The 22,426-nt window shown below is 69.0% G+C and carries 20 protein-coding genes; 11 read left to right on the forward strand and 9 right to left on the reverse strand.

Annotated features, from left to right (window positions below):
- The first annotated feature begins 5 nt into the window (after nt 1-5).
- Both OXS27_RS12085 and OXS27_RS12090 read left to right on the forward strand, forming a co-directional pair.
- On the forward strand, nt 6-689 hold the full coding sequence (locus OXS27_RS12085) for an MFS transporter (RefSeq protein WP_267356410.1): 684 nt from the start codon (nt 6-8) through the stop codon (nt 687-689).
- A gap of 34 nt (nt 690-723) precedes the next feature.
- The gene (locus tag OXS27_RS12090; protein WP_267356411.1) at nt 724-1,296 is read left to right on the forward strand and encodes a hypothetical protein; all 573 of its coding nucleotides are present in this window, start codon (nt 724-726) and stop codon (nt 1,294-1,296) included.
- On the opposite strand, the gene lptB is transcribed toward OXS27_RS12090, so the two are convergent.
- The 9 genes from lptB to OXS27_RS12135 form a co-directional block, all read right to left on the reverse strand.
- On the reverse strand, nt 1,191-2,042 hold the full coding sequence (lptB, locus tag OXS27_RS12095; protein WP_243925494.1) for an LPS export ABC transporter ATP-binding protein: 852 nt from the start codon (nt 2,040-2,042) through the stop codon (nt 1,191-1,193). The genes OXS27_RS12090 and lptB overlap by 106 nt on opposite strands.
- 8 nt (nt 2,043-2,050) lie before the next feature.
- The gene (locus OXS27_RS12100; RefSeq protein ID WP_267356412.1) at nt 2,051-2,731 is read right to left on the reverse strand and encodes an LptA/OstA family protein; all 681 of its coding nucleotides are present in this window, start codon (nt 2,729-2,731) and stop codon (nt 2,051-2,053) included.
- A complete protein-coding gene (gene lptC / locus OXS27_RS12105; protein ID WP_267356413.1) occupies nt 2,728-3,447 on the reverse strand; it encodes an LPS export ABC transporter periplasmic protein LptC in 720 nt (239 codons plus the stop codon). Before lptC ends, OXS27_RS12100 begins: the two co-directional genes overlap by 4 nt.
- Nucleotides 3,448-3,661: 214 nt before the next feature.
- Nucleotides 3,662-5,494: a molecular chaperone HtpG gene (gene htpG, locus OXS27_RS12110; protein ID WP_267356414.1), complete on the reverse strand. Its 1,833-nt coding sequence runs from the start codon at nt 5,492-5,494 to the stop codon at nt 3,662-3,664.
- 109 nt (nt 5,495-5,603) lie between these two features.
- Nucleotides 5,604-7,487, reverse strand: coding sequence for a KUP/HAK/KT family potassium transporter (locus tag OXS27_RS12115; protein ID WP_267356490.1), 1,884 nt, complete (start codon nt 7,485-7,487; stop codon nt 5,604-5,606).
- 265 nt (nt 7,488-7,752) lie between these two features.
- The gene (gene nadC, locus OXS27_RS12120; RefSeq protein ID WP_243925486.1) at nt 7,753-8,625 is read right to left on the reverse strand and encodes a carboxylating nicotinate-nucleotide diphosphorylase; all 873 of its coding nucleotides are present in this window, start codon (nt 8,623-8,625) and stop codon (nt 7,753-7,755) included.
- Nucleotides 8,622-10,145 (reverse strand): L-aspartate oxidase, encoded by a 1,524-nt coding sequence (locus tag OXS27_RS12125; RefSeq protein ID WP_267356415.1) that lies wholly within the window; start codon nt 10,143-10,145, stop codon nt 8,622-8,624. Before OXS27_RS12125 ends, nadC begins: the two co-directional genes overlap by 4 nt.
- A complete protein-coding gene (gene nadA, locus OXS27_RS12130; RefSeq protein WP_243925483.1) occupies nt 10,142-11,158 on the reverse strand; it encodes a quinolinate synthase NadA in 1,017 nt (338 codons plus the stop codon). The genes OXS27_RS12125 and nadA overlap by 4 nt, the downstream gene beginning before the upstream one ends.
- Nucleotides 11,159-11,295: 137 nt before the next feature.
- The gene (locus OXS27_RS12135) at nt 11,296-12,126 is read right to left on the reverse strand and encodes an aldo/keto reductase (RefSeq protein WP_267356416.1); all 831 of its coding nucleotides are present in this window, start codon (nt 12,124-12,126) and stop codon (nt 11,296-11,298) included.
- A 256-nt stretch (nt 12,127-12,382) separates the two neighbouring features.
- Between OXS27_RS12135 and paoA the strand changes: the two genes are divergently transcribed.
- The 9 genes from paoA to OXS27_RS12180 all read left to right on the forward strand — a co-directional run bounded on the left by paoA (nt 12,383) and on the right by OXS27_RS12180 (nt 22,421).
- Nucleotides 12,383-13,033 carry an aldehyde dehydrogenase iron-sulfur subunit PaoA gene (paoA, locus tag OXS27_RS12140; RefSeq protein WP_267356417.1) on the forward strand — a complete coding sequence of 217 codons (651 nt, stop codon included), beginning with the start codon at nt 12,383-12,385 and terminating at the stop codon, nt 13,031-13,033.
- A gap of 10 nt (nt 13,034-13,043) precedes the next feature.
- Nucleotides 13,044-14,018, forward strand: coding sequence for a xanthine dehydrogenase family protein subunit M (locus OXS27_RS12145; RefSeq protein ID WP_267356418.1), 975 nt, complete (start codon nt 13,044-13,046; stop codon nt 14,016-14,018).
- Nucleotides 14,019-14,039: 21 nt separating this feature from the next.
- Nucleotides 14,040-16,262 (forward strand): xanthine dehydrogenase family protein molybdopterin-binding subunit, encoded by a 2,223-nt coding sequence (locus OXS27_RS12150; RefSeq protein ID WP_267356419.1) that lies wholly within the window; start codon nt 14,040-14,042, stop codon nt 16,260-16,262.
- Between the two features lie 269 nt (nt 16,263-16,531).
- A complete protein-coding gene (locus OXS27_RS12155; protein ID WP_243925472.1) occupies nt 16,532-18,019 on the forward strand; it encodes a replicative DNA helicase in 1,488 nt (495 codons plus the stop codon).
- Between the two features lie 94 nt (nt 18,020-18,113).
- The gene (locus OXS27_RS12160; RefSeq protein WP_243925471.1) at nt 18,114-18,563 is read left to right on the forward strand and encodes a cupin domain-containing protein; all 450 of its coding nucleotides are present in this window, start codon (nt 18,114-18,116) and stop codon (nt 18,561-18,563) included.
- 9 nt (nt 18,564-18,572) lie between these two features.
- The gene (locus OXS27_RS12165) at nt 18,573-19,475 is read left to right on the forward strand and encodes an SMP-30/gluconolactonase/LRE family protein (RefSeq protein ID WP_267356420.1); all 903 of its coding nucleotides are present in this window, start codon (nt 18,573-18,575) and stop codon (nt 19,473-19,475) included.
- On the forward strand, nt 19,472-20,368 hold the full coding sequence (locus OXS27_RS12170) for a VOC family protein (RefSeq protein ID WP_267356421.1): 897 nt from the start codon (nt 19,472-19,474) through the stop codon (nt 20,366-20,368). The genes OXS27_RS12165 and OXS27_RS12170 overlap by 4 nt, the downstream gene beginning before the upstream one ends.
- Nucleotides 20,369-20,451: 83 nt before the next feature.
- Complete coding sequence (gene lgt, locus OXS27_RS12175; protein WP_267356422.1) at nt 20,452-21,354, forward strand: prolipoprotein diacylglyceryl transferase; 903 nt, start codon at nt 20,452-20,454, stop codon at nt 21,352-21,354.
- A complete protein-coding gene (locus OXS27_RS12180; protein ID WP_267356423.1) occupies nt 21,351-22,421 on the forward strand; it encodes an SAM-dependent methyltransferase in 1,071 nt (356 codons plus the stop codon). The genes lgt and OXS27_RS12180 overlap by 4 nt, the downstream gene beginning before the upstream one ends.
- The last annotated feature ends 5 nt before the right edge of the window (nt 22,422-22,426 follow it).

The raw sequence follows: 22,426 nt of genomic DNA on the forward strand, positions 1-22,426 counted from the left end.
CGCCCATGCACCTTAACCGTGCGAGCCTCCGCGTCCTGATCATCCTCGCGGTTGCGCAAATCATCGGCTGGGGCAGCGTCGGCCTCACTGCGGTCGTCGCCCCCCAGGTCGCAGCCGATCTCGGGATGGACCTGCCCTCGGTCTTCGCCGGAAACTCAATTTTCTACGCCACCATGGGCATGTCCGCGCCGATCCTCGGGCGTGCCTTCGTCCGGTACGGAGCCAGAACCGTCATGACGGCCGGACGCGCGCTGGCGGGTCCGGGCTTCGTCGGGCTGGCCCTGGCCGGCGGTCCGGTCTCGTATTGCGCGGCCTGGATCGTCCTCGGCGTGGCCGGCAGCGCGACGCTGACCAACGCGGCCAACATCCTGCTGAATGAGATCGCCGGGCCCGGCGCCCGGCGGGCCATCGCGGCTTTGATGCTGGCGACCGGCCTGTCGAGCAGCCTGTTCTGGCCAACCACGGCCTTCCTGACCGGTCTCGGCGGCTGGCGCGGCACCTGTTTCGTCTACGCGGCGGCGATGTGGTTTGTCTGCCTGCCCCTGTATCGGTGGGGCCTGCCACCGCGCGCGGAGCCCGCCGCCGGGATCGAGCCGCTACCGGCTACCCGAGCCGCAACCGCGGATAAGCACATTCTGGCTGATCGCCTGCGGGATCACCCTGAACGCGTTCGTTACCTTCGGTCTTAGCGCCACGCTGATCGAGTTGCTCGTCGCCGAGGGCTTGAGCCGGCCTGATGCCGTCGGCTACGGCTCGATGCTGGGTATCGTCCAAGTCGGTGCGCGGGGCATCGACTTCCTGGGCGGCGGCCGATGGGACGGGTTGATCAGCGGCGTGTTCGCCGGCGTTCTCGTGGTGACGGCGCTGCTTCTGCTCGCTGCAGGCAGCGGGACCGCAGGCGCGGTCATGGTTTTCATCCTGATCTACGGTCTCGGCAGCGGCATTCTGGCGGTCGTACATGCGACCCTGCCGCTCGCTTTCTACGACAAGTCCGCCTATGCGCGCGCCGCCAAGGGCATCGCGCTTCCCCTGAACCTCGTGACGGCGGTCGCCCCGCCGTTCCTGGCGACGGTCCTGACGACGTTCGGCTGCGAGGCCGTCCTCCTGCTGGCGGCTGGATGCGTGCCGACCGCAACGGCGACGTTCCTGGCGCTGACGCGCCGCCGCCCCGGCGGGGGCCAAGCTGGCCCTCAGAGCTTGAAGTCCTCGCCGAGATACAGCCGCCGCGCCTCGGGGTTCGCCACGATCTCCTCGGGCGTGCCCTCGGTGAGGATGCGGCCGGAATGGGCGATGTAGGCGCGGTCGATCAGGCCCAGCGTCTCGCGGACGTTGTGGTCGGTGATCAGCACGCCGATGCCGCGCTGCTTCAGGTGCTTCACCAGATCCTGGATATCGCCCACAGCGATCGGGTCGATGCCGGCGAAGGGCTCATCCAGCAGCATGAAGGTCGGCGAGGAGGCGAGCGCCCGGGCGATCTCGCAGCGCCGCCGTTCGCCACCCGAGAGCGCGATCGAGGGCGACTTGCGCAGGCGGGCGATGTCGAACTCCTCCAGCAGGGAATCGAGCTTGCGCGCCCGCTCCTTGCGGTCGGGCTCGGCCACCTCCAGCACGGCGCGGATGTTGTCCTCGACGCTCAGGCCCCGGAAGATCGAGGCCTCCTGCGGCAGGTAGCCGATGCCGAGCCGCGCCCGCTGGTACATCGGCAGATGGGTGATCGGCAGGCCGTCCAGGGTGATGTCGCCGCGATCGGCCGCCACGAGCCCGGTGATCATGTAGAAGATCGTGGTCTTGCCGGCGCCGTTCGGTCCGAGCAGCCCGACCGCCTCGCCGGTGCGGACGGTGAGCCCCGCCTCGTGCACCACGGTTCGGGCACCGTAGCTCTTGCGCAGGCCGCGCACGCAGAGGATGCCGGGGCCGCCGTCATCCACCGCGGACCGGTCCGCGGGCCCGGCGTCCTCCGGCTGGCGCGCCCGTCGACCGAACAGGCGCCCGAGCCAGCCGGCACGGGTCGCCGGCTCCTGCGGACCGGCCTGGAACGCCACGGCGCCGCTCAATCGACCTGCGCCTTCGGCTTGGGCGGCGGCTGCGCGCAGCCCTTCGCCTTGCCGTCCTTGCCGTCGGCCTTCTCGCCCGGCACGAACAGAGCCGAGACCCGACCGCCCGCGACCGGGTCCATGTTGGCCCGGCCGCTATTCATGTCGTAGACCAGCCGCTGGCCGCGGGTGACGTTCTGGCACTGGCTCAGCACGACGTTGCCGGTCAGCACGATGCGCTTGGCATCCTGATCGAACACCGCGTGGTCGCCGGTGGCGACCTGATCCTTCTGCACCACCGTCACCGGGCCGGCGCAGTCGACCTTCTGGATGCCGTTCTCGGCCGGGTTCCGCGGGGCTGCCGCCTCGGCGCCCTCGTCCTTGCCCGCACCCTTGGCGTCCATGCCGGACGTATCCTTCCCGGGAGTATCCTTTCCACGCTTGTACGTGACCGTCATGGTCGAGCACCGGATCGTGCTATCGCCCTGAACGGCCACGACGTTGCCGGCGAAGACCGCCTTGTTCTCCCGGTCGAACACGTCGAGCCGATCGGCGTCGATCTTGATCGGATCCTTGCCGCTGCCGCCGATATTGCCGAACGGCGAATCCTTGCGCGCCGCCGGCTTCTCGGCCAGCGCCGGACCGCCCAGGACCAGCCCGGACGCCAGGACGGCGAAGAGAATGCGGAGCACGCTCACCGGGCATCCTCCGCCGGCCGCGCATCCGAGGTCTGGATGCGCAGCGGGGCCTTGTCGGCCTGATCCTCGTTCACGATGACCACGTGGACGTTGCCGACGAACGAGATCCGCTTGCCGCTCTCGACCACGTCGAGGGCGTCAGCGTTCACGGTGGCGCGCGAACTCGACACGGTCACCGGCTCCTGCGACGTGATCGCGCCGGTCTTGAACGTCACGGCGGCCGAGCGCAGCCGCGCCTCCTCGCCCTTGTCGGTCCAGATCCGGATGTCGTCCTTGAGATCCAGGGCCTCGCGGGCGCTGTCGAACATGCCGGAGGCAGCCGACAGGCGGGCGATGCCGCCCTGGTCGTCGGTGGCGATGTGGCCGCGCATGTGCTGCAGTTCGATCAGGCTCGGCTTGCGCACATCCTGCAGGGCGGCGTCCGCCGTCACCTCGTAGCCGCGGGTGCCCTGGCGGAACCCCGCGAGCCGCGGATTCTCCATGCGGACCTTCGAGCCGGCAAGCGTCACGGCGCCGACCGAGACGCCGGGCAGGTGAGCCGCGAAAGGATTGAACAGGTAGGCCAACAGCAGCGCAACCGCGCCGCCGGCGGCCACCGGGATCAGGCGACGCATCGTGCGCACGCGGCCGCTGTGGCGGTACGCCCGGGCGTGAGCCCGGGTTCGCGCCGCCGCGACCGCCTGTCTGGTGCCGGCTTCAGCCTCGACCGGGTTCATGCAGCGTCCGTGAGGCGCGGCGGTCCGCGCGCGAAAGGGATCGGATCAGACGCCTGCGGCCCCCACCGCGCCCGCGCCAGCGACCGGGCAATGCTCCCGGCCAGTGGCGAAGTTATGGCTTGACCATTTCCGTTTGATCAACCGAACTTATCAATGGCCTTGCGGCATGTGCGTAGACACACGCCGCAAGGCCCGCGCTTTGTTCCGCCCCACCCTACGCGGTGTGCGCTGCCGCGAGCGCCGCCGCCACCGTGCGGGCGAAGGCCGCCGGATCGCGCGGGCTGTCACCATCCTGGATGCGGGCGAGGTCGAGCAGCGTGCCGGCCGCCTGCGGCACCTCCGATTCGGGCGCGGCAGCGAGCGCACGAATCAGCGGGTGGCGCGGATTGATCTCCAGCACCGGTTGACCGGCGCCGGCGCGTCCCGCCCGGCGCATCAGGCGCTGCATCTGCAGATCGGGCCCACCGGTGCCGGCCGAGAGCACCACCGCCGAATCGACCAGTCGGTCGGTGGTGCGCACATCCGAGACCTCGGTGCCGAGCGCCGTCTTCACGGCAGCCACGAACGTCTCGATGCCCTCGGGCGCCTCTGGCTGCTCACCTTCAAGGGCGAACTTCGACAGGTCGAGCCCACCCTTGGTGATCGAGCGGAGCGGCTTCTCTTCGAACGTACCGAGCTGGTCCGGCCAGAAGGCGTCGACGTGATCCGAGAGGAGCAGCACCTCGAGGCCGCGGGCCTTGAAGCCCTCAAGCTGGGGCGACGATTTCAGCGCCTCGGCATCGTCGGCGACGAGGTAGTAGATCGCCTCCTGCCCGTCCTTCATCCGGGACACGTAGTCGGCCAGCGAGGTCCAGCCCTCCACCGCCGAGGAGCGGAAGCGCAGCAGCGGGGCGATCTCGCCCCGGCGCTCGAAGTCCTCGTAGATGCCCTCCTTCAGGACGGGGCCGAAATTCTCCCAGAACGGCTGGTAGCCCTCGGCATCCTTGGCCCGGTTGGTGAGTTCGGACACGACGCGGCCGGTCACCGCCCGCCGGATCCGGGCCAGCGCCGGGGTCGATTGGAGCATCTCGCGCGAGACGTTGAGCGGCAGGTCCTCGGTATCGACCACGCCCTGGACGAAGCGCAGCCACGGCGGCAGCAATTCGGCCTCGTCGGTGATGAACATCCGCCGCACATGCAGGCGGACCTTGCTCTGCCGCTCGTTCTCGAGCGCCTGGAACGGTTTGGAACCCGGGATGAACAGCAGCGCGGAGAAGTCGAGCTGCCCCTCGGCGCGCCAGTGCAGCGTCGCCCAGGGCTTGTCGAAGTTCATGCCCAGCGAGCGGTAGAACTCCTCGTACTGCTCCTCGGTCACCTCGGACTTGGCCTTGCGCCAGAGGGCGGTGCCCTGGTTGGCCGATTCGTCCTTGCCGTCGCGCACGATCGCGATCGGCACGGTGATGAAGTCGGCCCATTTCCGCACGAGGTGGTCGAGCCGGTAGGGCTCCAGATACTCGTCGGCATCCGCCTTGAGGTGCAGGACGATATCGGTGCCGGGCTCAGAGCGCGTGGCCGGCTCCAGCGTGTAATTGCCCTGCCCTTCCGAGGCCCAGGTCCAGGCCTCGTCGCTGCCGGCGCGGCGCGACGTGACCGTGACCCGGTCGGCCACCATGAAGGCCGAGTAGAAGCCGACGCCGAACTGGCCGATCAGGCTCGGCCGGTCCTCGGCCTTGGCTGCTTCGAGCGTCTGCGAGAAGGCTCGCGTGCCGGAGCGCGCGATGGTGCCGAGGTTGGCGGCGAGATCCTCCTTGGTCATGCCGATGCCGGCATCCGAGACCGTCAAGGTCCGCGCCTCCTTGTCGGGCGCGATCCGGACCTTTGCGTCCGGCGGCAGGGCGCTTGCCGCCGAGGTCAGGGCCTCGAACCGCCGCCGGTCCATGGCGTCGGCGGCGTTGGCCACGAGTTCGCGCAGGAAGATCTCGCGGTCGGAGTAGAGCGCGTGCACGACGAGGTCGAGGAGGCGTCCCACCTCCGCCCCGAATTCATGCCGCTCGATCGTCTCGCTCACGGGTGATGCCTCCGCTGTAGGGAAAATGCGCGGTGGCGATATGCTTGCGAACGCGGCCGTTTTCAATGTGAAAGACGGTCGGCTTCGGCCTTCGACGCGCCGCGTCCGATCAGATCTCGATCTCGGTCCCCACCTCCACGATCTGCCGGGTCGGCAATCCGAAATGGGCACCGGTGCGCTCGGCGTTGCGCTTCATGAACGCGAACAGGCCCTCCCGCCACGGCGCCATGCCGGGATGAGTCGGCGACGGGATCACCACCTCGTGGCCGACGAAGTAGGTCATGTCCTCCAGATATTCCGGCGGCAGCAAGCCACTCGCCACGGCGCAGTGCAGCCCCTCCGGGATCGAGGCGGTCTGCATGAAGCCGTAGCGCAGAACCACGCGCTCCATGCCGGGCGTGTATTTCGAGATCGCCTTGCGGATCCCCTGCGCCACCAGGGTCACCTGCGCCCGCTCGCTCGCGGGAATGACCGGCTCCTCCTCGTAGATCACGGTGATCAGCAGGATCCGCTCGTGCAGGCACCGGCTGCGCTCGATCAGCCGGCCGAGCGCCATCGGGATGCCCTCGGTGGCGGCGGTGAGGAAGGCGGCGGTCCCGGGCAGCGTCACCGGCGGGTGCGAGCCGAGGCGGGACAGGAACGTCGCCTCCGACATGCGCATGGTCTGCCGGACATCTTCGAGGACGTGGTTGCCCTTCATCCACGTCAGCATCAGGAAAGCGACCGCCCCGGCGAGCAGCAACGGAAACCAGCCACCCTCGAACAGCTTCACGCTGTTGGCCGCGAAGAAGACGAGGTCGATGGCGAGGAAGAAGCCGTTCACCGCGAAGACCAGAATGGGATTATAGCCCCAGCGCAGCGCGATCAAGGCCGCGAGCAGCGTGGTGATGCCCATCAGCGCCGAGACCGCGATGCCGTAGGCCCCGGCCAGCGCGTCCGATGAGCCGAACACCACGACCGCGGTGAGCGTCGCGATGGCGAGCAGCCAGTTCACCGCCGGCACGTAGATCTGGCCACGCTCGTCCTGATCGGTGTGGACCACCCGCATCATCGGCATGAAGCCGAGCTGGATCGATTGCTGGGTCAGCGAATAGACGCCCGAGATCACGGCCTGCGAGGCGATCACCGTCGCCATGGTGGCCAGCGCCACCAGCGGATAATGCGCCCAATCCGGCGCCAACAAGTAGAATGGGTTCTCGATCGCACCCGGGTCCGCGATGAGCAGGGCGCCCTGCCCGCAATAGTGGATCAGCAGGGCGGGTAGGACGAGCGCGAACCACGCGATGCGGATCGCCGGGGCGCCGAAATGGCCGAGATCGGCATACATCGCCTCGCCGCCCGTCACCGCGAGGAACGCCGCGCCGAGCATCAGGAAGCTGACGTGCCAGCCCGCGTGGATCAGGAAGTCGACGGCCCGCCAGGGATTGGCCGCCGCGAGGATCTGGGGTGCGTGCAGGATGCTCGGAATCGCGAGCAGCACCAGCACCACGAACCAGACCAGCATGACCGGCCCGAACACCCGGCCGATGGCGGCCACGCCCTTGTGCTGGACCATGAACAGCCCAACCAGTATCACGAGCGTGATCGGCACCACGTAGGGCCCGAGCGAGGGCGCATCGACCTTCAAGCCCTCGACGGCCGAGAGCACCGAGATCGCCGGCGTGATCGCCCCGTCACCGTAGAGCAGCGCCGCCCCGACCAGCCCGACCACGAGGAGCAACGCCTTCCACGAGCCCGGCCGCGCTTGGCGTGCGCCGAGCAGCGCCAGCATGGCGACGATGCCACCCTCGCCCCGGTTGTCGGCCCGCAGGATCAGCACCGCGTATTTCAGCGAGACGATCAGGATCAGCGACCACAGGATCAGCGACACCGCGCCGGTGGCCGCCGCCGGCACCGAGGCGCCGCCGCTTGTGGCGGCCTTCACGGCCTCCTTGAACGCGTAGAGCGGGCTCGTGCCGATATCGCCGTAGACGACGCCGAGGGCGCCGAGCATCAGCGCCGTGCCGGGGCCGTGCCGGACCGCGCCGGGCTTGCGCGGCACGCGCGCGGCCGGCAGATCGACCGCTGGGGCTGCCGCAGGGTTCAAGGCTTGGCTCACGGGCGGGTCCCGGCGATGGCGTCGCTATTGGCGAAACCATAGCGCGTCGGCTCTGCGGCGATAGACTCCGATCAACTGAGAGGCGATCGGAGCCAAAACTTGTCACCCGAACGTGATGACAGTGGCGTGTCCGCCCGACGAGGCCCAGGAGAACAGCGGCTCAGGCCGCGTCCAGGCCCAGATCGATGATCGCCGCCGAGTGGGTGATCCAGCCGCAGGAGATCAAGTCGACACCGGAGGCCGCCACCGCTCCAACGGTGTCGCGCGTGATCCGGCCCGAGGCCTCGGAGAGCGCCCGCCCGTCGATCATCGCCACCGCGCGGGCGAGCTGATCGGGGCTCATGTTGTCGAGGAGCACCGCGTCGATACCGACCGAGAGCGCTTCCGCCAGCTGCTCCAGGCTGTCGACCTCGCACTCGATCTTCACGAGGTGGCCGGCCCGGGAGCGGGCGCGCTGGATCGCCGGGACGATACCGCCCGCCACCGCCACGTGGTTGTCCTTAATGAGCACCGCGTCGTCGAGGCCGAATCGGTGGTTGGAGCCGCCGCCGGCGCGCACCGCGTGCTTCTCCAGGGCGCGCAGGCCCGGCGTGGTCTTGCGCGTGCAGACGATAGAGGCCTTGCCGTGCGGGCGCGCCGCCTCAACGAGACCGTGGGTGGCCGTGGCCACACCCGACATCCGACAGAGCAGGTTGAGGGCGACGCGTTCGGCCGTCAGGATCGCCCGGGCCGGACCTTCGAGGCGCAGCACCACGTCGCCGGGCACCACGCGAGCGCCATCGCCGCGCTCGACCGTGACGATCACGGCCGGATCCACCAGCGCGAACGCGATGGCGGCGGCGTCGGTGCCCGAAATGACGCCGTCCTGCCGGGACGCGATCACCCCGCGCATCCGCTCGCCCGGGGGCACGATGGCATCGGTGGTGATGTCGCCCGCGCGGCCCAGATCCTCGAGGAGGGCGGCGCGAACCACCGGCTCCACGAGGAGGCGCGGCAGGGGCAAGATCTCATCGGAGAGGACCGACTGAATCATGACGTCAGTGCCTCCTCGGCGGACGGGATCGTGCGGGGCGCGGCGGTCAACTCGGCCAGCGTGGTCTCGGTGTGGGCAGCCGGGGCGAGGTGGGGGAAATCGCCGCGCCAATGGGCGCCGCGGCTCTCCTGGCGCGCCAGCGCGCCGCGGGCGATGAGCAGCGCCACCAGGGCGGCGTCGCAGCCTTCCGCCGTCGGCTCGAGGATGGCGACGGCCTCGGCGAGCCCGGCGGCATCGCGCACGACCCCGACCTTGCTCTCCATCAGCCCCCGCAGTGCCGGCAGGTCGCTGACAGTCCGCAGGGTCACGGCCTCGGGCACGATGGCAGCGGGGGGTGGCGCGTCGAGCCCATCGGCGATGAAGCGTGCGTAGGCCAAGCCCTCCAGCAGGGAATTGCTGGCGAGCCGGTTGGCGCCGTGCAGCCCCGTCGAGGACACCTCGCCACAGGCATAGAGGCCCGGAACCGAGGTGGCACCATAGGCATCCACCTTCACGCCGCCCATGTGGTAGTGCGCGGCCGGGCGGACCGGAATGGGCTGCACCGCCGGGTCGATGCCGGCGGCGGCGCTGAGGCCTGCCACGGTCGGGAAGCGTGTCGGCATCGAAGCGCCGAGCGCCCCACGGGCATCGAGATAGACCGTGCGGCCCCGTTGCAGCGCCTGGAAGATGCCGCGCGCGACCACGTCACGAGGCGCGAGATCGCCACCCGCGATACCGGCCATCACGGGAGCGCCCGTCTCGTCGATCAACCGGGCGCCCTCCCCGCGCAGGGCCTCGGTGGCGAGCGGCATCGGATCGGCGCCGGCCGCGATGGCGGTGGGGTGGAACTGCACGAACTCCATGTCGCGCATCACCGCGCCGGCGCGGGCGGCGAGCGCCAGACCGCGGCCGACGGCCCCCGTCGGATTCGTCGTCGCCGCGTAGAGCGCGCCGACTCCACCGGTGGCAAGCACCACCGCGCGGGCCGGGATGCGGAACAGAGCGCCGTCGCGCTCGGCGACGATACCGGCCACGGCCCCGTTCGTATCCCGCAACAGGTCGCAGGCACGCGCCTCGATGACCTCCACGGACGGCGCGGACAGCACGGCCCGCACCAACCCTTCGAGCACGCGGGCCCCGGTGGCGTCGCCGCCGGAGCGGACGATGCGACGACGGCCATGCGCCGCCTCCAGCCCGAGGGCGAGCGCGGCATCCCCGGTCCGGTCGAACGGAACGCCGAGGCGTACCAGCCACTCGATCAGCGCCGGCCCTTCCTGCGCGACCCGGAGCGCGACCTCGGGCTCGGTGAGCCCGGCGCCTGCAGCTTCCGTGTCGGCGGCGTGGAGCGCCGCCGCGTCGTCGGCGCCGACTGCGGCGGCGATGCCGCCCTGGGCCCAGCCGGTGGCCGTGCCGAAGCCGAGCGCCAAGGCGGTGATCAGCGTCACCGGGCGGGGCGCGAGGCGTAGCGCGACGCTGAGGCCCGCGACGCCGCCGCCGACCACGATCACGCGGTCGGCATTGTTGGGGGAGATGGCGTTCATCGCGTGCGCACCTCGAGCATGCGCTCGACTGCGGCGCGGGCACGGTCGGCCAAAGCCGGATCGACCGTGACCTCGTGGGTCATCGTCTCGAGCGCGCGGCGGATGTTCGACAGGCTCATCCGCTTCATGTGCGGGCACATGTTGCAGGGCTTGATGAACTCGATATCGGGGTTCGCCGCCGCGATGTTGTCGGCCATCGAGCACTCGGTCACAAGAACCACCTGGCTCGGTCGCTTCTGCAACACGAAGTCCATCATCATCGCGGTCGAGCCGGAGAAATCGGACTCGGCCACCACATCAGGCGGGCATTCGGGGTGGGCGATGACGGTGACGCCGGGATAGCTGTCGCGAACGTCGCGGATATCGGCCGGGGTGAAGCGCTCGTGCACCTCGCAGTGACCGGCCCAGGTCAGGATCTCGACCTCCGGCACCTCGGCCTGGACGTTCTGCGCCAGGAACTCGTCCGGGATCATCAGAACCCGGGGAGCGTTCAGCGACCGCACAACTGCGACAGCGTTGCCGGAGGTGCAGCACAGGTCCGATTCGGCCTTCACGGCCGCCGACGTGTTCACGTAGGTCACGATCGGAACGCCCGGGTACTTGGCGCGCAGGCCACGCACGTCGGCGGCGGTGATCGAATCGGCCAGCGAGCAGCCCGCGCCCATGTCGGGGATCAGAACGGTCTTGCTCGGGTTCAGGAGCTTGGCGGTCTCGGCCATGAAGTGGACGCCCGCCAGGACGATCACGTCGGCATCGACGGTCACGGCCTCGCGGGCGAGCGCGAGGCTGTCGCCCACGATGTCGGCCACCGTGTGGAAGATCTCCGGCGCTTGGTAGTTGTGCGCCAGAATCACGGCGTTGCGCTCCCGCTTCAGGCGCAGGATCGCCTCGATGTCCGGGGCGAGCGCCGGCCACTCGATCGCCGGGACGTGCCGGCTGACGCGCGCGTAGAGGTCGGGCAGCGGCAGGCCCTGGATGGGCGTGCGCGAGACGGGTGCAACGGTCGCCGCCATGGCGTCCTCCATTATGCTCAGTTTGAGCATTGTGCCGCCTAACTTATGGGGGCGGAGGACGCCTGTCTAGATATGCTAGCTCTGAGCATAAATCTTTTGCGGCGCGGTGTCATGGTGCGCCGCGGAAGGCGATCGACTCAGCAGAAGGTCGCCGGATCGGGCCCGATGCGGCCGTCGGGCCGGTCGCGGGCGGCGATCTGATCCATCTCCTGGGTGGAGAGTTCGAAGTCGAACAGCGCGATGTTCTCGATGATGCGCTCGGGCCGCGCCGTCTTCGGGATCGCGACGCAGCCGATCTGCACCTGCCAGCGCAGGACCACCTGGGCGGCGGTCTTTGAGTGCGCCTTCGCGATCGCGAGAATGATCGGGTCGTTCAGCTCCTTGCCCTGGCCGAGCGGACTCCAGGATTCAGTCACGATCCCGTGACGGGCGTCCTCAGTTCGCGGCGCCTTGCGCTGGAAATGCGGGTGCAGCTCGATTTGATTCACCGCCGGGGTGACGCCAGTCTCAGCGACGAGCGTGGCGAGGTGCTCGGGCGTGAAGTTCGAGACGCCGATCGACTTCGCGCGGCCCTCCTTCTGAAGCTCGATCAGGGTCTTCCAGGTCTCGACGAACAGGCGCCGCTGCGGGCACGGCCAGTGGATCAGGTAAAGATCGACATAGGGCAGACCGAGGCGTTTCAGGCTCTCGTCGAAAGCCCGCCGCGCTTCGTCGCGGCCCTGGCGATCGTTCCAGAGCTTGGTGGTGAGGACGATCTCGTCGCGCGGAACCTGTGTGTCGCGGACAGCGCGGCCGACGCCGGCCTCGTTGCCGTAGGCCGCCGCGGTATCGATCAGGCGGTAGCCGGCCTTGAGCGCCTTGCCGACAAGGTCGGGCGCCTGCGCATCGGAGAGCTGCCAGCAGCCGTAGCCGATCTGCGGGATGCGGCGCCCGTCATTGAGGACAAGGGTCGGGACGGTCTCGGCCATGCTGGGATCTCGCGGATGAGTCTCGATCTGGCCAAATGATGGTGGCGTGAGACGTTCCGAAGCAACCTCGTCCCGGCGCGCAGTGAAGCGATGGGGGACGGCGGATCCGTGCCATCCGATCGGGTTCTGAGAAGCCGCCTGCCCGCGTTGAACGGGCGCAGTCTGGACCGGATCTAATCCGTCGAGCGCGGCGTTGGCACGCTGGATACCAGGCTGCGCCGCGCTGTGACGCGCTGCGCCCGGGCGGGATAGCAGCATGACCGACGAGACCCCGAAGGCGCCGTTCACACTGACGCGGCGCGCCCTTGTGGAGGGCTGCGCCGCGGCCGGGGCGCTCGGCGCCCTGGGCTTCCGTCCGGCAACCGCCCTCGCCGCGCCGGGCGACCCTGTGCCCCAGACCATGCCGGTGCGGCTGACCGTCAACGGCCAGCCGCACGACCTCGTCCTCGATACGCGCACCACCCTGCTCGACGCGCTGCGCGAGCATCTGGCGCTCACCGGCACGAAGAAAGGCTGCGACCACGGCCAGTGCGGCGCCTGCACGGTGCTGGTCGACGGACGACGCATCAATTCCTGCCTGACGCTCGCGGCGATGCACGAGGGCGATCAGGTCACCACGATCGAGGGGTTGGCGACAGGCGATCAGCTGCACCCGATGCAGGCCGCGTTCTTGGAGCATGACGGTTTCCAGTGTGGCTACTGCACGCCGGGCCAGATCTGCTCCTCGGTCGGCATGCTCAGCGAGGCCAAGGCCGGCTGGCCGAGCCACGTCACCGAGGACATCGCCGCGACCCCGACGCTCAGCGACGCCGAGATCCGCGAGCGGATGAGCGGCAATCTCTGCCGCTGCAGCGCCTACCCGAACATCGTCGCGGCGATCCGCGACACCGCCGCCAGCAACCTCTGAGGGGCCGGACATGAAGGCCTTCACGTACGAGCGTCCCACGACTGTGCAGGACGCCGCCAAGCTCGCGGCCGAGCGGCCGAACGCCAAGTTCATTGCGGGCGGTACCAACCTCCTCGACCTGATGAAGCTCCAGATCGAGACCCCGGCGACCCTGATCGACGTCAACCGGCTGCCTCTCGGCACGGTAGAGGCCACACAGGATGGCGGGTTGCGCATCGGCGCCCTGGTGCGCAACTCCGACCTCGCGGCCGACCCGCGGGTCCGGAAGGACTACGCGGTTCTCGCCAAGGCGCTTCTGGCCGGCGCCTCGGGGCAGCTGCGCAACAAGGCGACCACCGCCGGCAACCTGCTCCAGCGGACCCGCTGCTACTACTTCTACGACACGGCGATGCCCTGCAATAAGCGCGAGCCCGGCTCCGGGTGCTCGGCGATCGGCGGGTTCAACCGGATCATGGCGATCGTCGGCGCAAGTGAGGCCTGCATCGCCACCAACCCGTCCGACATGGCGGTCGCCATGCGGGCGCTGGACGCCACCGTCGAGACGATGAACCCTGACGGTGCGGCGCGCAGCATCCCGATCGCCGACTTCCACAAGCTCCCGGGCGACACCCCGCAGATCGAGACCGAGCTGCGCAAGGGCGAGATCATCACCGCCGTGACGCTGCCGAAGCCGGTGGCTGGCCTGCACATCTACCGGAAGGTCCGCGATCGGGCGTCCTACGCCTTCGCCACCGTCTCGGTAGCCGCCGTGATCTCAGGGGCCGAAGGCGGCAAGCCGCAGGCCGCGCGCCTCGCCTTCGGCGGGCTGGCGCACAAGCCCTGGCGGGTGGCCGAGGCCGAGACGGCTCTGGTGCAGACCGGTTCGGCGGACGCCGCCGCCGACGCGGTGCTCAAAGGCGCCCGCGGCTACGGCAGCAACGACTTCAAGATCCCGCTGACCCGTCGGACCCTGCGCGCCGTCGTGGCGCAGGCGACCCGCGCTTAAATCCCGGCAAGGACCGTTCCCATGGAGATGAATCAGCCGATCGGCCAGACGCCGCTCGACGACCGTCCCGACGGCCTCGTCGGCAAGCCGCTCAGCCGGGTCGAAGGCAAGCTCAAGGTCATGGGCCACGTGCCCTACGCGTACGAAACCCGGGCGCTTAAGAACCCCGCCTATGGCTACATCGTGCCGGCGACGATCGCGTCCGGCACGATCCGGTCGATCGACGCCGACGCCGCGCGCAAGGCGCCGGGCACGATCCTGGTCCTGACCCATGAGAACGTGCCCGAGCAGGGCGAGAAGAAAGAGCAGGTCTGGCCGCAGCTCCAGGGCACGGCGGTGAAGTTCTACGGGCAGCCGGTCGCCTTCGTGGTGGCAGAGACCTTCGAGCAGGCCCGCGCCGCGGCGATGATGGTCAAGGTGCGGTACGACGTGGCCAAACCCAAGGGGCTGCTGAAGGACAGCTTAGCTTCGGCCTACGAGCCGAAGCCGGGCAACTCGCCGCCCGATTCCAAGCTCGGCGATTTCGACGCGGCCTTCGCGGCCGCGCCCGTGAAGCTCGATGTGGAATACGTCACGCCGAACCAGATCCACGCGCAGATGGAGCCCCATGCCACCGTCGCGTCGTGGGAGGGCGATGGCGTGGTGCTCTACACCGCCAACCAGATGCCGAATCGCGGCCAAAAGGCACTGGGCTCGGTGCTGAAGCTGCCGCCCGAGAAGGTGCGGATCGTCAGCCCCTATATCGGCGGCGGATTCGGCGCGAAGCTGCAGGTCCAGCCGGAGGCGACGCTGGCGATCCTGGCCTCGAAGGTCGTGCAGCGCCCTGTGAAGGTTGCACTGACCCGCCAGCAGGAATTTCACGTCGCCACCCACCGAACCGACACGATCCAACGCATTCGGCTGGGTGCCGATAAGGATGGGCGCCTCTCGGCGATCGGCCACGAATCGTGGTCCGACACCGCTGAAGGCGACGGCTTCTTCGAGACCTCGGCCAACGTCACCCGGTCGCTCTACGCGGCGCAGAACCGGGTCACGCGCCACCGGCTTGTGAACCTCAACATGCCGATCGCCTCCTCGATGCGCGCGCCTGGCGAGGCCGTCGGCCAGCTTGCCTTCGAATGCGCCATGGATGAGCTGGCCGAGCAGCTGAAGATCGATCCGGTCGAGCTGCGGGTGCGCAACGAGCCGGCCGAGGATCCCGAGAAGAAGGTGCCGTTCTCGACCCGGCAGCTCGTGCCCTGCATGCGCGAGGGTGCCCGCCTGTTCGGTTGGGACAAGCGGCAAGCGACAGGCAGCCGGCGCGAGGGCAACTGGCTCGTCGGCATGGGCATGTCGGCCGCCGCCCGTCTCAACCCGCTGATGCCGTCCGCCGCCAAGGTCCGGCTCGGGTCGGACGGCGTGCTGGTCGTGCAGATGGCGATGACCGATCCCGGCACCGGCACCTACACGATCCTCACCCAGATCGCCGGCGAAATGCTGGGCCTGCCGCCCGAGCGCGTGCGAGTCGAGATCGGCGACACGAATTTCCCGATGGCTTCTGGGTCAGGCGGTTCGTTCGGCGCAGCCTCGGCGGGCTCCGCGCTCTACGTCGCCTGCGACAACCTCCGCCAGGCTCTGCTCAAGGCCGGCGACCTCAATGCCGACGGGGCGACGTTCCGGGACGGGGCCGTCACGTCGGGCAACCGCACCGAGGCGCTGACCGACCTCGCCGGATCGGGGCTCGAAGCGTCCGGCGAGATCAAGCCGGGCGAGATGAAGGAGAAATTCTCGCAGTATTCCTACGGCGCGCATTTCGCCGAGGTGGGTGTCGACGTCGATACCGGTGAGATCCGGCTGCGACGGATGCTCGGCGTGTTCACCGGCGGACGCATCCTCAACGCCAAGACGGCCCGCAGCCAGGCGATCGGCGGCATGACCTTCGGGGTCGGCGCAGCCTTGATGGAAGATGCGGTGGTCGATCCACGCTACAGCTACTTCGTCAACCACGACCTCGCCGAGTACCATGTGCCGGTCCACGCCGACATTCCGGAGATCGACGCGGTGTTCCTGCCGGAGCTCGACGACAAGACCAACCCGCTGAAGAGCAAAGGTCTCGGCGAGCTCGGCATCTGCGGTGCCGGGGCCTCGCTCGCGAATGCGATCTACAATGCGACCGGGATCCGCGTGCGCGAGTACCCGCTGACGCTCGACAAGATGCTCAAGGGCTTCGAGGAGCAGGAGGGCCAGGCCCAGCGGCGGACGTGAGGCGCTTTACTGCGGGACCACAGGGTAGTGGTCCCGTGGGCTGTATAGCGGTGGACAATGGGGATGATCGTCTCCGAGACTTGACATGTTCCAGTTTTGTTCCAGCATGGACGCCCGCCACTCATGCGAGTCGGCGGGCGTCCGCTTTTCCGTGCCTCGGCCCGGGAGAAGCGGCCGTCGGCTAAGCTTCGGTAACCATACCGTGGCCAAGGTCGTGCGGTGTGATCCTGGTGCGCCCGCCGCGGCGCTTGATACGGAGTCGTCCACCGATGGCCCTGCCCAATGCGCTCACGGCCAAGCTCGAAACGGTCCAGGCCGAGTACCGCGTCGCCCCGCACAACATCGATGCGGAGCAGGCGCTGCTGGGCGCGATCCTGGTGAACAACGACGCCTATTATCGGGTGTCGGACTTCCTGCTGCCTGAGCATTTCATGGAGGATGCCCACCAGCAGATCTACACGGTGGCGGCCTCGCTGATTCGGGCCGGCAAGCTCGCCACGCCCATCACCATGAAGACCTACCTGGGCGATGCCGATTTCGGCGGCCAGACGGTGATGCAATACCTCGCCCGGCTCGCCGCCGACGCCACCACGGTGATCAACGCGGGCGATTACGGCCGCGCGATCTACGATCTCGCGATCCGCCGGCGCCTGATCACGATCGGCGAGGATCTGGTCAACGGCGCCTACGAGGCCCCGGTCGAGCAGGCGCCGCGGGAGCAGATCGAGGAGACCGAGCGGCGGCTCTACGAACTCGCTGAGGCCGGACGCTACGATGGCGGCTTCCAGAAATTCTCGGACGCGCTGACCGCCGCGGTCGACATGGCCGCCAAAGCCTATCAGCGCGACGGCAAGCTCTCGGGCATCGCCACGGGCCTGTCCGACCTCGACGCCAAGATGGGCGGCCTGCAGCCGTCCGATCTGATCATCCTCGCGGGCCGTCCGGCGATGGGCAAGACCTCGCTGGTGACCAACATCGCCTTCAACATCGCCAAGGCCTATCGCGGCGAGAAGCAGCCGGACGGCACGACCAAGACCGTGAACGGCGGCATCGTGGGCTTCTTCTCGCTCGAAATGTCGGCTGAGCAGCTGGCGACCCGTATCATCGCCGAGCAATCGGGCGTGCCTTCCTACAAGATCCGCCGCGGCGACATCCGGCCCGAGGACTTCTACAAGATCACCGATGCCGCCCGGGACATGCAGACGATCCCGTTCTACATCGACCAGAGCGGCGGCATCTCGATCGCCCAGCTTTCCGCGCGCGCCCGGCGCCTGAAGCGGCAGAAGGGCCTCGACTTGCTGATCGTGGATTATCTGCAGCTGCTCTCGGGCTCCGGCAAGCGCAGCGACAACCGCGTGCAGGAGATGACCGAGATCACCACCGGCATGAAGGCGCTGGCCAAGGAGCTGGCGGTGCCGGTGATCGGCCTGTCGCAGCTCTCCCGTCAGGTCGAGAACCGCGACGACAAGCGTCCCCAGCTCTCGGACCTGCGTGAATCGGGCTCGATCGAGCAGGACGCCGACGTGGTGATGTTCGTGTTCCGCGAGGAATATTACGTCGGCAACAAGAAGCCCCGCGAAGGCACGGAGGAGTTCTTCGCCTGGGAAGCAGAGATGCAGCGCGTCCACGGCAAGGCCGAGGTGATCCTCGGCAAGCAGCGTCACGGCCCGACCGGTACGGTGGAATTGCAGTTCGACGCCAACATTACCCGGTTCTCGAACCTTGCGCAGACGGATCGGATCCCCGAACAGATGTAAGCGCCCCCAAGGCGGCACCGAACGCCCCAACGCGAACCATCGCCGAATCCGCTCGTTGAGCGAGGACGATTGTCCCGCCGCGGCAGGAGCGACGATGAGCGAGCCGACCCCTCCGAAGATGCCCTACTGGCACGTCTACACCGACGCGGAAGGGGTGAGCCGCCAGGAGCTGTTCCACCTCGAACGGTTCAAGTTCGAGGGCATCAACCCCGAAACCGCGCCGCAGTGGAACGACAAGATGGATCCGGCCCCCTCGGTCGTGACCTTCACGGTCCTGCCGGTGGGCTGGGTCGGTGAATGGCATGAGAACCCGCGCCCGCAATGGATCGCGATCCTCTCCGGCCGCTGGTTCGTGGAGACCATGGATGGCCACCGGGTCGAGATGGGCCCGGGCGAGCTGATGATGGGCGAGGATCAGAACACGAAGGCGCGCGATGGCCGGAAGGGTCACCTGTCCGGCACGGTCGGCGACGAACCCTGCACGATGATCGTAACCGGCCTTCAGGTCGAGCCGACGGTAAATCAACCGGGTCGCTTCAAGTAGGGCCGCGCCATGGATGGGTTCGAGTTCACGCAGCCACGCTTCAAAGCCTACGTTCTGCCCAATGCGCCCCTGGAGAAACTCGCCGACGGTTTTCGCTGGACCGAGGGGCCGGTCTTCTTCGGCGACCGGGACGAATTGCTCTTCTCCGATCTGCCCAACAACCGGGTGATGCGTTGGGCCGACTCGGCGGGCCTCAGCGTCTACCGCGAGGCCGGCGACTTCGAGAACGGCCATGCCCGCGACCGGCAGGGCCGACTGTTGTCCTGCTCGCATCGCGGCCGGCGCATCCATCGGACCGAGCTCGACGGCAGCGTCACCGGCCTTGTCGAGCGCTACCAGGGGCGGCGCCTGAACTCGCCCAACGACATCGTCTGCAAGTCGGACGGGACGATCTGGTTCTCCGATCCGCCCTACGGCATCCAGACCGACTACGAGGGCGGCAAGCAGGAATCCGAGCTGCCTGCCGCACTCTATCGGTTCGACCCGCGGGACGGCTCGCTGCGGGTGGCGGCGGATGATTTCCAGGGGCCGAACGGTCTGTGTTTCTCCCCCGACGAGCGCCGGCTCTACATCGTGGAGACGGGGCTGCAATTCGCGCCCGACCCGGTGCAGCACGTGCGCGCCTTCGACGTGGATGACGATGGCGGCTTGTCCGGGGGCGACGAGCTCTTCAAGATCGCGCCGGGCAATGCCGACGGGATCCGCTGCGACGAGCACGGCAATATTTGGTCGAGCGCCGGTGACGGGGTCCATTGCATCGATCCCGGCGGCGCGCTGGTCGGCAAGATCCTGGTTCCCTCGACGGTGGCCAATCTCGCCTTCGGCGGCCGCAACAACAGCCGGCTGTTCCTATGCGCCTCGCAAGCGCTCTACGCGATCTACGTCAATGTCCGCGGAGCATCGCTTCTGTGACCGGCGTGGGCGCGATCGTCGGATTCGGCCGTACCGTCGCGGACCTTGCGGCCACGGAGGCGTTCTATCGGGACGCGCTCGGATTCGCGCGGGTCGCCCCGCCGGAGCCTGTGCCGGTCGCCCAGGCGGAAGCGATGGGTCTCACAGATCACGGGCCGACGCAGCTGCGCATGCGGCTCGGGGCGCAGAGCGTGACCTTCCTCACGGTCGATCCGCCCGGCGCGCCCTACCCGGCCGATGCCGCGGCGACCGACCCGTTCTTCCAGCACTTCGCGATCCCCGTCCGCAACATGGATGCCGCGATGGCACAGCTCGCCCAGGTCGGCCCAACGCCGATCAGCCGCGACGGCGCTCAGCGCCTGCCGGCCTCCTCGGGGGACGTGGCCGCCTACAAGTTCCGAGACCCGGACGGGCATCCGCTGGAGCTGATTGAGTTCCCGGACGGGCCGCCGGCCGCGCGCTGGCGGGACGCGCCTGGCCTGTTCCTGGGCATCGACCATTCGGCGATTACCATCACCGACCTCGACGCCGCCCTCGCCTTTCTGACCGGGCCGCTGGGCCTCACGGTAGCGCAGCGCGGGCTGAACCAGGGCCCGGAGCAGGCGCGCCTCGACGGCGTGGACGATCCGAAGGTCGACGTGATTGCGCTGGAGCCGCCGGAACCGGCGCCGCACGTGGAGCTGCTGCATTACCGCGCGCCAGCCACGCAGCGGCAGAACTTGTACGGCCCCGCCGACCGCGCCGCGACCCATACCGTTTTCTCGACGGCCGACCAGAAAGGCCTCGTGCGACGCCTGGGCGAGGCCGGACTGTCGCCACGGGCTTCCGCGGACGGCGCAGCAATCTATTGCGCCGGACCGGACGGACACGGCTTCCTGTTCTTGCCGGCCTGATGCCTCGCCTCCGGCAAAGCTTCATGTGGGCTTGACGCGCCGCCCCTCCGGCGTCCAATCCGGCCGCCCCGGAGGTGAGACCGATGCCGTTCCTCGCCCTGCCCTTTCCGGCCATCGATCCGGTGGCGCTCGCGATCGGGCCGATCACAATCAAATGGTACGCCCTCGCCTACATCGCCGGCTTGATCGGCGGCTGGTATTACGCGCGCCGCCTCGTCATGGGGGACAGCCTCTGGGGCGTGGTGAAACGCCCGCAGGTGGTCGATATCGACGATCTCGTCGTCTGGGTGGCGCTCGGCGTCGTGCTGGGCGGGCGGATCGGCTACGTGCTGTTCTACAACCTGCCGATGTACATCGCCGATCCGTGGGAGATCCTGGCGATCCGCAACGGCGGCATGTCGTTCCACGGCGGGTTCATCGGGGCAATCCTTGCCTTCCTGCTGTTCGCCCGATCCAAGGGTCTGAACGGCTACACGCTGCTGGATATCGGCGCCGTGGTCGTCCCGATCGGCCTGTTCTTCGGCCGGATCGCCAATTTCGTGAACGGCGAGCTCTGGGGCCGCGTCGCGCCCGACTTCCCCTACGCAATCGTGTTTCCAAGCGGCGGGCCGCTCCCGCGCCATCCGAGCCAGCTCTACGAGGCGGCCACCGAGGGCCTGCTGCTGTTCATCGTGATGGCGATCAGCGTCCGCCGGTTCGGCTTTCGCAAGCCCGGGCTGCTCGGCGGCATCTTCGTCCTGGGCTACGCCCTGGCCCGGACGATCTGCGAATTCTTCCGCGAGCCGGACCGGCAGCTCGGCTTCCTGTTCGGTGACCATCTCGGGCCCATGGGGGGCGGCGTGACCATGGGCATGCTGCTCTGCGTGCCGATGATGATCGTCGGCCTCACCTACATCGTGCTGGCGGCAACCGGCCGGACGCGCCCGCGTCACCCGGTCGAGGCGCCGGTCGCCGAGGAGGCGCGCAAGGCGCCCGTCGGGGCGTGACGCCGCTGGCGGCGGAGATCGCAGCGCTGATCCGCCAGAACGGTCCGATCGGCATCGACCGCTACATGGCGCTCTGCCTGGGCCACCCGGTCCATGGCTATTACCGCACCCGCGATCCCCTGGGCGCGCGGGGCGACTTCACGACGGCGCCCGAGATCAGCCAGATGTTCGGCGAGTTGATCGGGGCCTGGACCGCCTACGTCCACGGATTGATGGGTCGGCCGGATCCCCTGGCTCTGATCGAACTCGGCCCCGGCCGCGGCACGCTGATGGCGGATGCCCTACGCACGCTCCGGGCCGCCGCGCCGGGCTTGCGCGTCGCGTCCCACCTCGTCGAGACCAGCCCGGTGCTGCGGGCGGTGCAGGAACGAACCCTCGCCAGCACGGGCGCGCATTGGCACGACGGCCTCGAGTCCCTCCCTGCAGGACCCGCGATCATCCTGGCCAACGAGTTCTTCGACTGCCTGCCGGTCCTCCAGTTCGTGCGGGGGCCAGCGGGGTGGCACGCGCGTCAGGTCGGCCTCGACGCGCAGGGCGGCTTCACCTTCGGGCTCGCGCCGGAGCCAACTCCGGGCCTCGACGCCGATGGGCCGGAGGGCGCGCTGCTCAGCGTGCCGAGCGCGGGCCTCGCCGTCATCCGCGCGCTGGCGCAGCGGTTTCGCACGGCGGGCGGCGCGTTGCTGATGCTCGATTACGGCCATGTCCGCCCCGGCTTCGGCGACACGCTCCAGGCGATGACCCGACACGGCTTTACCGATCCGTTGGCGGCGCCCGGCGAGGCCGATCTGACGCACCATGTCGATTTCGCCGCCCTGTCCAAAGCGGCCGTAAGTGCCGGCGCCCGGGCCCATGGACCGGTCGATCAGGGCGAGTTCCTGCTGAGCCTCGGCCTGCGTCAACGCGCGGAGCGGCTCAAGGCCCGCGCCACGGCAAGCCAGGCCGCGCAGATCGACGCGGCGGTCGCGCGGCTGACGGATCCCGGACGGACCGGGATGGGCAGCCTGTTCAAGGTTCTGGCGGTGAGCGGCCCGGATCTGGGGCCGCTCCCGGGTTTTCCGGATCCGTGACGTCG

It is taken from the genome of Methylobacterium sp. GC_Met_3, from assembly GCF_026540775.1.
Taxonomy (GTDB): domain Bacteria; phylum Pseudomonadota; class Alphaproteobacteria; order Rhizobiales; family Beijerinckiaceae; genus Methylobacterium.

Excerpts from the sequence above, each read along its gene's own strand:
- OXS27_RS12085 (WP_267356410.1), top strand. The coding sequence starts at position 6 with ATGCACCTTAACCGTGCGAGCCTCCGCGTCCTGATCATCCTCGCGGTT.
- lptC (WP_267356413.1), bottom strand. The coding sequence starts at position 3,447 with ATGAACCCGGTCGAGGCTGAAGCCGGCACCAGACAGGCGGTCGCGGCG.
- OXS27_RS12115 (WP_267356490.1), bottom strand. The coding sequence starts at position 7,487 with ATGCTCGGCGCCCTCGGCGTCGTCTACGGCGATATCGGCACGAGCCCG.
- nadC (WP_243925486.1), bottom strand. The coding sequence starts at position 8,625 with ATGATTCAGTCGGTCCTCTCCGATGAGATCTTGCCCCTGCCGCGCCTC.
- OXS27_RS12125 (WP_267356415.1), bottom strand. The coding sequence starts at position 10,145 with ATGAACGCCATCTCCCCCAACAATGCCGACCGCGTGATCGTGGTCGGC.
- nadA (WP_243925483.1), bottom strand. The coding sequence starts at position 11,158 with ATGGCGGCGACCGTTGCACCCGTCTCGCGCACGCCCATCCAGGGCCTG.
- OXS27_RS12135 (WP_267356416.1), bottom strand. The coding sequence starts at position 12,126 with ATGGCCGAGACCGTCCCGACCCTTGTCCTCAATGACGGGCGCCGCATC.
- paoA (WP_267356417.1), top strand. The coding sequence starts at position 12,383 with ATGACCGACGAGACCCCGAAGGCGCCGTTCACACTGACGCGGCGCGCC.
- OXS27_RS12145 (WP_267356418.1), top strand. The coding sequence starts at position 13,044 with ATGAAGGCCTTCACGTACGAGCGTCCCACGACTGTGCAGGACGCCGCC.
- OXS27_RS12150 (WP_267356419.1), top strand. The coding sequence starts at position 14,040 with ATGGAGATGAATCAGCCGATCGGCCAGACGCCGCTCGACGACCGTCCC.
- OXS27_RS12155 (WP_243925472.1), top strand. The coding sequence starts at position 16,532 with ATGGCCCTGCCCAATGCGCTCACGGCCAAGCTCGAAACGGTCCAGGCC.
- OXS27_RS12160 (WP_243925471.1), top strand. The coding sequence starts at position 18,114 with ATGAGCGAGCCGACCCCTCCGAAGATGCCCTACTGGCACGTCTACACC.
- OXS27_RS12165 (WP_267356420.1), top strand. The coding sequence starts at position 18,573 with ATGGATGGGTTCGAGTTCACGCAGCCACGCTTCAAAGCCTACGTTCTG.
- lgt (WP_267356422.1), top strand. The coding sequence starts at position 20,452 with ATGCCGTTCCTCGCCCTGCCCTTTCCGGCCATCGATCCGGTGGCGCTC.